The following is a 12466-nucleotide window of genomic DNA, read 5'->3' on the forward strand; positions in this document are numbered from 1 at the left end:
ATCGTGAGGCGGATAATCCGGAAACGGGGGATCCGCCTCCGAAATTCATAGGGGTTACCCCTATTATTTTGAGAAGAGAGTCGTATGGCTGAATATAAGCCAGCTATTACCCCGCCAGGAAAACATGGAGATGTCATTTTCGGTGTGCTGGTAAGGCTGTCTGCGTTGCTAACGTTATTGTTGTTGGGGGGCATCATTGTTTCCCTGATTATCGCATCCTGGCCGAGCATACAGAAGTTCGGTTTTTCGTTTTTGTGGACAAAGGAATGGGATGCACCTGCCGAGCAATTTGGTGCGTTGGTTCCGATCTACGGCACTATTGTCACTTCGCTGATTGCCTTGATTATTGCGATTCCGATCAGTTTTGGTATCGCCCTGTTTTTGACCGAGCTGGCGCCCAACTGGTTAAAACGTCCGTTGGGTATCGCTATTGAATTGTTGGCCGCTATCCCCAGTATCGTTTACGGCATGTGGGGCTTATTTGTTTTTGCACCGTTGTTTGCCAAATATTTCCAGCAGCCGGTGGGATATGTGCTTTCCGATATTCCGTTTATAGGTGTGCTGTTTTCCGGCCCGGCCTTCGGTATTGGTATTCTGGCTGCTGGTGTGATTCTGGCAATCATGGTTATTCCCTATATTGCTGCCGTGATGCGTGATGTGTTTGAGCAAACACCAGTGATGATGAAGGAGTCGGCTTACGGGATCGGTTGTACTACCTGGGAAGTGATTTGGCGTATTGTACTGCCGTTTACCAAAAATGGTGTGATTGGCGGTGTGATGCTGGGTCTGGGACGTGCGCTGGGAGAAACGATGGCAGTGACGTTTATCATTGGTAACACCTACCAGCTGAATAGCCCGTCGCTGTATATGCCGGGAAACAGTATTACTTCTGCGTTGGCGAATGAATTTGCAGAGGCTGATCCTGGTGTACATACCGCAGCGCTGATGGAGCTAGGCCTGATCCTGTTTGTCATTACCTTTATTGTTCTGGCGTGCTCAAAATTGATGATCATGCGTCTGGCGAAAAATGAAGGAGTACATTGATGACGGCAATCAGCATTGGGAACGAAGCAGAGCTTATCCGCATGCGTCGCAAAATGCAGGCCTGGCGGCGTCAGAAAAATCGTATCGCCTTATGTTTATCGATGCTGACGATGGCATTTGGGTTGTTCTGGTTGGTTTGGATCCTGTTTTCCACGATCACCAAAGGTATTGACGGCATGTCACTGTCGCTGTTTACCGAAATGACGCCGCCTCCCAACTCACCGGGTGGTGGTTTGGCCAACGCTATTGCGGGCAGTGGTCTACTGATTTTTTGGGCGACATTTCTGGGAACGCCACTGGGTATCATGGCGGGCATTTATTTGGCGGAATATGGCCGTAAATCGCTGATTGCAGAAGTTATTCGTTTTATTAATGATATTTTGCTATCGGCACCGTCCATTGTTGTAGGGTTGTTTGTTTATAGTCTCGTGGTTACCAGAATGGAGCATTTTTCCGGCTGGGCAGGGGTTATCGCGCTGGCATTATTACAGATACCGATTGTTATCCGCACCACGGAAAATATGCTCAAACTGGTACCAGATAGCCTGCGTGAAGCTGCCTATGCTCTGGGTACACCCAAATGGAAAATGATTTCTGCAATTACGTTAAAAGCGTCTGTCTCAGGAATTATTACCGGCATTCTACTGGCTGTTGCTCGTATCGCCGGGGAAACGGCACCGTTGCTGTTCACTTCGTTATCCAACCAGTTCTGGAACACGGATTTAATGCATCCGATTGCCAACCTGCCGGTGACTATCTTCAAGTTTGCCATGAGTCCGTTCGCAGAGTGGCAACAGCTGGCTTGGGCAGGTGTACTGTTGATTACTGTGTGTGTGCTATTTCTGAATATCCTGGCACGTGTAGTGTTTGCTGAGAAGAAACATTGATAATTAAAAGTGTTGCGTAGCAGCACCGGCTAGAAGAGAGAAGTCTTGATGAGTATGGCTACTGAGACATCCACCAGCAAAATCCAGGTGCGCGATCTGAATTTTTATTACGGGAAATTCCATGCGCTGAAAAACATTACGCTGGATATCGCCCAAAATCAGGTTACTGCGTTCATCGGCCCATCGGGATGTGGCAAGTCCACGTTGCTGCGAACCATGAATAAAATGTACCAGCTTTACCCAGAGCAACATGCTGAGGGAGATATTCTGCTGGATGGTAATAACATCTTGACGGATAAGCAGGATATCGCATTGTTGCGTGCCAAGGTGGGCATGGTATTCCAGAAACCGACACCGTTCCCGATGTCGATTTATGACAATATTGCGTTTGGGGTGCGCTTGTTTGAAAAGCTGTCCCGCCCGGATATGGATGAGCGCGTACAGTGGGCGCTGACCAAGGCGGCATTGTGGCAGGAAACCAAAGATAAACTGCACCAGAGTGGTTACAGTCTGTCTGGAGGACAACAGCAACGTTTGTGTATCGCTCGCGGTATTGCTATCCGCCCTGAAGTTCTGCTGCTGGATGAACCTTGCTCGGCATTGGATCCTATTTCCACTGGCAGAATCGAAGAACTGATTTCAGAGCTTAAGAAAGATTATACCGTGGTGATCGTGACGCATAACATGCAGCAGGCTGCGCGTTGTTCCGATTATACGGCGTTTATGTATCTGGGTGAGCTGATCGAGTTCAGCGATACCGACACCCTGTTTACCGCGCCACGGCAGAAAAAGACCGAAGACTATATTACCGGTCGCTACGGTTGATTACGGGAGTATCATGGAAAATCTTAATCTGAATAAACATATTTCCGGTCAGTTTAATGCCGAACTGGAGAACATCCGCACTCAGGTCTTGAGCATGGGGGGACTGGTTGAACAGCAACTGACTGACGCCATTACTGCGATGCACAATCAGGACTCAGAACTGGCGACGCGGGTTATTGAAGGTGATTCCAAAGTTAACCTGATGGAAGTGACGATTGATGAAGCTTGTGTGCGCATTATCGCCAAGCGTCAACCCACGGCCAGCGATTTGCGCTTGGTGATGGCGATCATCAAAACTATTTCGGAGCTGGAACGCATCGGTGACGTGGCGGATAAAATTTGCCGCACCGCGCTGGAAAAATTTTCCCACCAGCATCAACCGTTGCTGGTGAGTCTGGAGTCTCTGGGCCGTCACACGGTGCAGATGCTGCATGATGTGCTGGATGCTTTTGCCCGTATGGATCTGGATGAAGCCATCCGTATCTACCGGGAAGATAAAAAAGTCGATAAGGAATACGAGGGTATTGTGCGTCAGTTAATGACTCACATGATGGAAGATTCCCGTACCATTCCAAGTGTACTGACCGCACTGTTTTGCGCCCGTTCTATCGAGCGCATCGGTGATCGCTGTCAGAATATCTGTGAATTTATCTTCTACTTCGTGAAAGGTCAGGATGTTCGCCATATGGGTGGCGATGCTCTGGAAAAACTTCTGATCGCGAGTGACGCCAAAAAAGCGAAGTAATGTTATTTCGCTGAGTTTGATAACAAAGTGCATATAGCGGTGATAATGGGGAGATCGTAAAGGCGCTGCAAGTATATTATTGTCAGCTTCAGCCGCACCATCTCTGGCATGGATGTTTGACTTGTCTCTCCCATTATCATCGTTTTGACTCCGCGGTTTATCGTCTGACGCTCTGCTTGCAGAGCGTTTTTTATCGGGATCCCCAATAAGTCTGACTCCTTCGGGGCCTCCTTTCTGAACTGGAATTATTTAGAGTACAGGTAAGGTTAATAACCGTGATAATAAAGCTGTATTGATACCAATAATTATGATTGGAGTCATGACCAAAGAGTTTATTGTGCAGCACAAATTGCGGAAGAACCCATTAAACGGTGTTATTGACAGTGAGTCTTGGTCAGAAAAATTTTACCTGCTCATGGGGCCGGCGAGCAACACGCTGATCGGCAGTTACAAACTCAATACGACCAGTACCACCGCTCCCGACCCCAAACCTACTTTACTTACAAACCTAACATTAGCGTTTTAAGTTTTAAATAAGTGTTTGATGACACCGTTTATTGTCTCCGATAGTCGTTTGTAGTCAATCTTATCCTCGTTGGCCCTGGTGACTACATGTTGAGATAATCCACTGAAAATTAAAGCTATAATATCCATCTTTCCCCTCAACTTTCGGAATTCCTCCGCGTTGCTGGTGTTTGACCTTTTAATCAATTGCTCGTCAAATTGTGCAGCGATATTTTTATGCGATAATTGAAGCAATTTAGCAACGCTCGGATTACGTGCCGCCTCGGCAACAATTTCTAGCCATAATCCTACAAAATCAGGGGAAGTATGATGCTCAATCATTCTTTCGGTTTGCCTGGTCAGAGAATCAACCAACGCTTCATCGGGTGGAGCAGCGGCGATGTCATTCACGAGTTCCAGTAGCGTGTGTTCCTGCTGCGCCACCAGTGCTTCAACAATCGCTTCTTTGTTAGCAAAATGATAGTAGATATGCCCTGGGCTCATGCCAGCAGCTTTAGAGATTTTGGCTATGCTGCAACCATGAAAACCCTCTTTCCGGAAGCAATTTGCCGCTGCGTCTAGCACCTGTTTTCTGCGTTCCTTGGTTTTCTCCCGAACTTCATCGTCCTGGGGGTTACTCATGGATTTCTCCTGTTCAGTAATTCTTGCAGGTTTTAAATTAGTATGAATATACTAGAATGAATATTCAACCTAATAAGGGGTGATAGTAATGTTTGCTTCTCTTCGCCCTGTTTGGACAAGTTTAACCATATTACTAATGCTGACACTCTCACTGGACACGATCACTCTCTGCATCCCCTCAGGGACGGTTTTCACGAGGAGTGTAACGTTAACGTTAAGAGAATTAAATGTCACGCTCACTTCAAAGCTTCATGGCCCACAACATCTCATTGAGTAGCTGAAATAAAGCATCAGATCAGGGGGATTTCAAAAATGCTTATTCCACAAGGATAGCATGGTCAATGTGGGGCACACTGTACAAGATCAATCTCACATTTTGCCAAGACAAGCTAGCGAGAGTGTGATGGTTTCTTTACTACGGTCGGTAAGGCATCTCCTACCCCAAAGCCGTAAGTCGGTCATTGGGGACTATGCCTACCGCAACCGTATTGGTGATTTTTGATATTCCACGGTTTAACGTTTTGATTGCGAGTTGGTTCAGTAAAGAGAAAAAACGCATTAATAAAGTAGAACATCCCGAAGGCCTGACGAAGCAATGTGCGTTGGGCTCGCAAGCATAATTCTCGCGATTAAATCAAAAAGTTATTGAGTTAATGTTGGGGAGATTAATCAGTGGTAAAACGCAAAAAAGTCGCAGCGGAAGAAACTCGCGAGCAGATCCTTGACGCTGCCGAGCAATGTTTCCGAGATGTGGGAGTGGCGCGCACTACACTACAGATGATCGCTGTACGGGCCGGTTGTACCCGTGGGGCCATATACTGGCATTTTACTGAAAAACAAGATCTTTTACGAGAGATCATAAACAGGGTGCCTCTGTTGCTGTTTAGCCAGTTGGAGAGGATATGCGTGGCCGCTAAACCTGTAGCTGAGTTACATCGTTGCCTCACTCGCAATTTGGAGGATATTCAAAACGACAGGCATCTACGTAATGTGGTCGAGATTATGATCTTCAGAGGTGAATGCTCTGAAGAAACAAACAATGCATTCTTAGCGGGGAAAGAGGGTGACAATAAGTTTTTGCAACTGCTGGTCAGTATTTTCGATTCTGGTAAAGCGCGGGGAGAGATTAAAACTACCATCCCGACGAAGACGCTGGCTTGTCTGACGTTCTTCGTTTTCACCGGTGCGCTGAAGTCTTGCATTTTGGTGCCGCCGGACTGTTGGGCGGTCCAGGAAGGTCAATCTGTACTACAATTTGTATTCGATATTGCCCATGAAAATACTAAGACATGTCATCGCGGTAATGTTGGATAAAAGCGATTTATCCATTAACCGGGTGATGCTTTCTTTTGTGCCCATCTACCTTCAACCCACAGGCAGGTTCCGTTTGTGTACGTTATAAGCGAGTGACGGGCTGGCATGATGCCGATGAGATAATAAGCGAAGCTGTTTTCGGCGTAAGGCAAAAAGGTTCGTTTATTCGATTGTTGGGCCCAGTGCGGCTTCGCTTTTACGACCGAAACGCCGCTGGTGGACATGTGGACATTTTTCAACGTTTCTTCCCGTTGCTGGATCAGTGCCGTGTTTGCTGTCAATTTCGCGCGACGGTCATTTCGTTTTACCTGCCATCCAATGACATTTTAAGTCGCTTCTCAAGCCGATCATCCTGTTTTTTGTTCGCGCCATATGACGACTCTGGCTCTACAAACGATCAGGGGTTGAAGGTCCGCAATTGTCATTTCTGCAGTCATCTTTGGCCACTATAAAAGGCGATGTGGATGACGTTACTGCGCCAATTCACCAAGGTTTTTTTACATTTTGTAACTATTTTTTTTGTGCTTCGACACTTATTGACGCAACATGATGTTGCACTCAACTTAGAATAACCATTCTAATTTATTTGGGATAATATGTTTATTATGCGGTATACATTATCAGTACTTTTTCTGAGCATGCTGCTGATCGCCTGCGATCGTTCTACCAACAACGGGGCGCCAGCAGCACCGGTGCCTCATGTTAGCGTTGTAACGCTTAAAACCCAGCCCATAACCTTGTTCGCAAGTCTGCCCGGCCGCACAACCGCGGTACGCAGCGCTGAAGTGCGGCCGCAAGTGGATGGCATTATTCTTAAACGACTGTTTACCGGAGGTACCGAGGTCAAGGCCGGTCAACAGCTGTATCAGATCGATCCCGCCAGCTATCAGGCCGCTTATGACAAAGCGGTAGCGACTTATATTAACGCCGAATCAGTGGTCAAGCGCTACAAGCCACTCGCCGCCGCCCACGCAGTGAGCGCACAGACTTATGACGACGCGGTGGCTACCGCCTCCGAAGCCAAAGCCGATGTGCAAACCGCGCGCGTGAATCTGGAATACACTAAGGTTCGTGCACCGATATCCGGACGTATCGGTCGTTCACTCTTTACCGAGGGTGCCCTGGTCACCAATGGTCAGAGTAGCTATCTCACCACCATCTCCCAGCTTGATCCTATCTATGTCGATGTCAGTGAGTCATCACTGGATCTGCTGCGCCTGCGGCGCGCGCTGAGTGAGGGAAAGCTAAAAGCCCCGAGCAACCATGAGGCTGCGGTGCGACTTATGCTTGAAGATGGCAGCAGTTATAGCCAGGAAGGACGGTTAGATTTCTCCGAAGTGACCGTGGACGAAGGCACTGGCTCGGTTACGCTGCGCGCCACCTTCCCTAACCCACATCATGTCCTGCTTCCCGGCATGTTCGTCCATGCCCGTCTGGTGCAAGGCGTTCAGGAAGAGGGCATTCTGGCACCTCAAGAGGCCATTGGCCATGACATTAAGGGCCGTCCTTATGCCTATGTAGTCAAAACTGACAACACTGTCGAGCAACGTTATATCACTACAGGTGAGATGAGCAATGGTCAGTGGCAGGTCACCAGTGGCCTCAGTGCTGGTGAAAAAGTGGTCACTGAAGGCATCCAGAATATCCATACCGGCATGAAAGTTTCCTCCAGTGAGCAGAGCCAAACGGATGATTCCAATACCGTCCAATTATCCATGACCGATCCGTCGGCGCAATAAGGGGCTATTGATGTCAAAGTTCTTTATCGAACGCCCAATTTTCGCCTGGGTGATCGCCATTGTAGTGATGCTGGCAGGGGTGCTCTCTATCCTCGATCTTCCGATCAACCAGTACCCAAACATCGCGCCGCCGGCGATTCAGGTGTCGGTAACCTATCCAGGGGCTAGCGCCGAGACAGTACAAAAAACGGTAGTACAGGTGATAGAGCAGCAGCTCAACGGTATCGACAACCTGCGCTACATTGAATCCAACAGCAGCAGCGATGGCAGCGCTAGCATTATTGTTACCTTCGATCAGGGCACTGATCCGGATATCGCTCAGGTACAGGTGCAGAACAAGGTGTCCCTGGCGGAATCGCAGTTGCCGACCGAAGCCACAGAACAGGGTATCCGGGTAGCGAAATACCAGTCCAACTTCATGATGGTCGTTAGCTTGATTTCCACTGACGGTAAAATGACTGACGCTGACTTAGGCAACCTTTTGGTCTCCAAACTGGAAGATCCCATCGTGCGTACCAAGGGGGTGGGCGACTTTCTGGTTATGGGGGCGGAATACGCCATGCGTATCTGGCTGGACCCGGCCAAACTGTATAAGTATTCATTGGTACCAAGCGACATTAGCACCGCTATTTCTCAGCAAAACGTCCAGGTGTCTTCAGGCAAACTGGGTGGTTTACCGACAGTGGCAAATGCTAAATTCAGCGCCACCATTATTGGCAAAACCCGGCTGGAAACGGTTCAGCAATTCCAAAATATCTTGCTGAAGGTCAACAGCGACGGTTCACAGGTGCGGCTCAAGGATGTTGCGACGGTCGATCTCGGACCGGAAAGCTACAGCATTTCTTCCACTTTTGACGGCAAGCCTTCCACCGGTATTGCGCTGCGTCTCGCGAGCGGGGCTAACTTGCTCGACACCGCTAATGCAGTGCGCGCTACCCTTACTGGCCTTGAGTCTTCTTTGCCGGAAGGCGTGAAGATTGAATTTCCATACGATACTTCGCCGGTGGTCAGCGCTTCCATTGAGGAAGTGGTTAAGACGTTATTGGAAGCCATTGTGTTAGTGTTCATGGTGATGCTGCTGTTCTTGCAGAATCTGCGTGCCACGTTGGTCACCACCATGGTGGTGCCGGTTGTGCTGCTCGGCACTTTCGGCATACTGTTTGCCTGCGGTTACTCTATCAACACACTCACCATGTTCGGTATGGTGCTGGCAATAGGCTTGCTGGTAGATGATGCCATAGTGGTAGTGGAAAACGTTGAACGCGTAATGCACGCTGAGAAATTGGGGCCGAAGGAAGCCACTATCAAATCGATGCAGCAGATTCAGGGGGCCCTATTCGGCATCGCCATGGTGCTGTCGGCGGTATTGGTGCCGATGGCGTTCTTCAGTGGCTCTACTGGTATTATCTACCGCCAGTTCTCCATAACCATCGTATCGGCGATGGCGCTGTCTGTGTTGATGGCGTTGATTTTTACCCCAGCACTGTGCGCCACGATACTCAAACCATCGGCCGGTGAACGATCAACCACCGGCTTCTCCGGTGCTTTTAACCGCATGTTTGATCGCGGGACAGTGAATTATACCCGCGGTGTCGGCCATGTCATCAGTAAGCGCTCACTGTTCCTACTACTGTATTTGATTATCGTCGGGACTACCGGCTACCTATTTACTCGCGTGCCGACGACATTTCTACCCGATGAAGACCAGGCTACCTTGATGCTCCAGGTTAGCCTTCCAGCCAATGCTTCTGCCGAACGCACTCAGCAAGTTGTGCAAAAGGTCAAGGACTATCTGCTGACCGATGAGAAGGATATCGTCAGCTCGGTATTTGCTGCCAACGGCTTTAGCTTCGCCGGTCGCGGTCAGAACACGGCTATGGCCTTCGTGCGTCTCAAAGACTGGAGCGAGCGCCCCAAAGCCAGCCAAAGCGTTCAGGCACTGGCAGGACGCATCATGCATCATTTCGCTACATTGAAACAGGCTCAGGTCATTGCACTCGTGCCACCGGCGGTGATGGAGCTCGGTAACGCCACTGGCTTTGACTTTTATCTTCAGGACGCTAACAGCCAAGGGCATGAGGCACTGGTGGCCGCGATGAATCAGTTCTTATCGCTGGCCCGTCAGGATCCTCGGTTGTCCATGGTTCGCCACAATGGTATGGCGGATGAGCCGCAATATAACCTGGTGATCGATGACGAGCGAGCTCGTGCGCTTGGGCTTAGCCTGGAGGATATCAATGACACACTGTCCACCGCCTGGGGATCCAGCTATGTTAACCAGTTCATGTACCAGGGACGAGTCAAGGACGTCTATCTACAAGGTAAAGCTACTTCGCGTGTTACGCCGGAGGATCTCAATCAGTGGTACTTCCGTAACAGTAGCAACCAGATGGTGCCGTACTCGGCGTTCGGTAGCGGTAAATGGGGCTATGGTTCGCCTCGCTTTGAGCGTTTCAACGGTCTGTCGGCGGTAGAAATCATGGGGTCGCCTGCGGCTGGCTACAGTTCTGGCGACGCGGTGAAAGCGGTGGATGAAATTGCCGCCAAACTGCCTAAAGGTTTCCGTGTCCAATGGCATGGCTTGTCCTATGAGGAGCAGAGTGCCGGTTCTCAGACTACCGCGCTATATACTCTTTCGGTGCTGATGGTGTTTCTGTGTCTGGCTGCGCTGTATGAGAGCTGGTCGATTCCGTTCTCGGTATTGTTGGTTGTACCGCTTGGGGTACTCGGTACCATCGGCGCGGTGTTGCTGCGCGGGCTGTCTAATGATGTATTTTTCCAGGTGGGTCTGCTGACCACCGTCGGACTTGCGGCCAAGAACGCCATTCTGATCGTCGAATTCGCTAAGGAATTACATGAGCGGGACGGCAAAGATATCGTCGAGGCCGCTATTGATGCTGCACGTCTGCGTATCCGGCCCATCATCATGACGTCAATGGCATTCGTGCTCGGGGTACTACCGCTGACCATTTCCCACGGCGCAGGCGCCGGCAGTCAGCACTCGATCGGCACCGCTGTTGCTGGTGGTATGATCACCGCTACCTTCCTGGCCATTTTCTTTGTACCGATGTTTTATGTTGTCGTGGTGCGTCTGTTTGCCCGCCGACGGACCAAAACGCCGGCCACCGAGGTGCAACAACATGATTGATTACAGTAAGACATACGTGCGGAACGCGATGATCCCGGCACTTCTGGCACTGACTATTACCGGTTGCAGCCTGCAGCCTGAATATAAACGACCAGCGCTACCGGTCACTAACCACTATTGGGAAAGTACTATCAATGGCGGCACTAGCGCGTCGGATTTAGGTTGGCGGCAATTTTTTACCGAGCCAGAGTTGCGTCAACTGATCCAGTTGGCGCTAGACAATAATCGCGACTTACGGGTGGCCGCGCTGAATGTCGAAAGCGACCAAGCCCAATTTCGCGTCGAGCGCGCAGCACTCATGCCGACAGTGAGTGCTGGAGCCGATATGACCTCGGCGCACGTGCCAGGTAATCTGTACAGCACCAAGAGCACCGGACCGGCGACCTATCAACAGTATGAGGCCAATCTGGGCGTGACATCATGGGAGCTGGACTTCTTCGGCCGAGTGCGTAGCTTGCGCGACCAGGCGCTGGAAACCTATCTGTCCACAGAGGCAACGGCCAAAGCCACGCGTATCAGTCTGATGGCAGAGGTCGCTTCAGACTATATGACGTTATGCGCCGACAGCGATTTGCTGCGCCTGGCGCACCAGACCGTCGATAGCCAACGTGCCTCCTATGATCTGACCAAGAAGGGCTATGACAGTGGAACCAGCACCGAGCAGGATTTGGCGCAGGCCGAAACCACCGTCAGAAGTGCTGAAGCCGATGTGGCGCAATATACCAGGCAGGTGCGTCAGGACGCCGACGCGCTGCGGTTATTGCTGGGAACCGAATTGCCCGCAGGCCTGGTGAAACAGGCACGGCTGGACCGTGACTGGCACTTCCCGGATCTGCCAGTCGGCCTGCCGTCGGAGCTGTTGACCCGCCGGCCGGATATCGTCGCTGCCGAACATACCCTTAAAGCGGCCAATGCCAATATCGGCGCGGCGCGTGCGGCGTTCTTCCCTACCATTAGCCTGACGGCGTCCGGCGGCTCGGCCTCGTCGAGCCTGGGTCATCTGCTGGAAGGCGGCACCGCGGCCTGGTCGTTTGCGCCCAGTATCAGCGTGCCGATTTTTGACGGCGGCAAGAACCGCGCCAATCTGGATATTGCCAAGGTATCAGAGCGGATCGATGTGGCCAACTATGAGAAGACTATTCAGACAGCGTTCAAGGAGGTTTCAGACGCGCTGGCCGGACGGGCTACCTATCAGGATGAGTTGACCGCACGAATTCAGGATACCAACGCTAACCAGCGTAACTACGATATGTCACAGATGCGTTTTCGCGCTGGCGTGGACAATTACCTGAATGTGCTGGTTGCCCAACGTTCGCTCTACCAGGCCCAACAGAGCCAAATCACTACCCGACTCAACGAACTGAATCAGCAGATTACGCTGTATAAGGTGCTGGGTGGAGGCTGGAAAGCAAACTAAGAACTCTGTGCACAACTCGGCGTCGGCTACGATTAGGCCGGCGCCGCCACGTCTTTCATATTACAAAGGATTGTCGGCTGTGATTAACGTTGTGTAATAAAGAGAAAATAATAGGTTAACCATCGTTCAGGTCGAATTTCTCTGGTCATTTCATATAATATTCTCTAAATAATTCAACTTACAAAACTAATAACATTCTAT

General features: G+C 50.3%; 10 protein-coding genes. 9 read left to right on the forward strand and 1 reads right to left on the reverse strand.

Annotated elements, in window-relative coordinates:
- Positions 1-84: 84 nt before the first annotated feature.
- Genes pstC through phoU form a run of 4 tightly spaced genes read left to right on the forward strand, consistent with a single transcriptional unit; the run spans position 85 to position 3501 of the window.
- On the forward strand, positions 85-1044 hold the full coding sequence (pstC, locus tag RS889_RS23400; RefSeq protein ID WP_021013739.1) for a phosphate ABC transporter permease PstC: 960 nt from the start codon (positions 85-87) through the stop codon (positions 1042-1044).
- Entirely contained in the window at positions 1044-1931 is an 888-nt protein-coding gene (gene pstA / locus RS889_RS23405) for a phosphate ABC transporter permease PstA (RefSeq protein WP_021013738.1), read from the forward strand. Before pstC ends, pstA begins: the two co-directional genes overlap by 1 nt.
- A gap of 48 nt (positions 1932-1979) precedes the next feature.
- Entirely contained in the window at positions 1980-2756 is a 777-nt protein-coding gene (gene pstB, locus RS889_RS23410) for a phosphate ABC transporter ATP-binding protein PstB (RefSeq protein ID WP_290181068.1), read from the forward strand.
- Between the two features lie 13 nt (positions 2757-2769).
- Entirely contained in the window at positions 2770-3501 is a 732-nt protein-coding gene (gene phoU / locus RS889_RS23415) for a phosphate signaling complex protein PhoU (RefSeq protein ID WP_021013736.1), read from the forward strand.
- 522 nt (positions 3502-4023) lie between these two features.
- On the opposite strand, the gene RS889_RS23420 is transcribed toward phoU, so the two are convergent.
- Complete coding sequence (locus tag RS889_RS23420; RefSeq protein WP_315708864.1) at positions 4024-4647, reverse strand: TetR/AcrR family transcriptional regulator; 624 nt, start codon at positions 4645-4647, stop codon at positions 4024-4026.
- 470 nt (positions 4648-5117) lie between these two features.
- Here RS889_RS23420 and RS889_RS23425 point away from each other — a divergent pair, with 470 nt between their 5' ends.
- The 5 genes from RS889_RS23425 to RS889_RS23445 all read left to right on the forward strand — a co-directional run bounded on the left by RS889_RS23425 (position 5118) and on the right by RS889_RS23445 (position 12265).
- Positions 5118-5267 (forward strand): hypothetical protein, encoded by a 150-nt coding sequence (locus tag RS889_RS23425; protein WP_315708865.1) that lies wholly within the window; start codon positions 5118-5120, stop codon positions 5265-5267.
- A gap of 52 nt (positions 5268-5319) precedes the next feature.
- The gene (locus tag RS889_RS23430) at positions 5320-5961 is read left to right on the forward strand and encodes a TetR/AcrR family transcriptional regulator (protein ID WP_315708866.1); all 642 of its coding nucleotides are present in this window, start codon (positions 5320-5322) and stop codon (positions 5959-5961) included.
- Between the two features lie 605 nt (positions 5962-6566).
- Positions 6567-7700: an efflux RND transporter periplasmic adaptor subunit gene (locus tag RS889_RS23435; protein ID WP_315708867.1), complete on the forward strand. Its 1134-nt coding sequence runs from the start codon at positions 6567-6569 to the stop codon at positions 7698-7700.
- A gap of 10 nt (positions 7701-7710) precedes the next feature.
- Positions 7711-10848: an efflux RND transporter permease subunit gene (locus tag RS889_RS23440; protein WP_315708868.1), complete on the forward strand. Its 3138-nt coding sequence runs from the start codon at positions 7711-7713 to the stop codon at positions 10846-10848.
- A complete protein-coding gene (locus RS889_RS23445) occupies positions 10841-12265 on the forward strand; it encodes an efflux transporter outer membrane subunit (RefSeq protein ID WP_315708869.1) in 1425 nt (474 codons plus the stop codon). The genes RS889_RS23440 and RS889_RS23445 overlap by 8 nt, the downstream gene beginning before the upstream one ends.
- Positions 12266-12466: the final 201 nt, after the last annotated feature.

The organism is Brenneria uluponensis (genome assembly GCF_032395385.1).
Classification (GTDB): domain Bacteria; phylum Pseudomonadota; class Gammaproteobacteria; order Enterobacterales; family Enterobacteriaceae; genus Prodigiosinella; species Prodigiosinella aquatilis.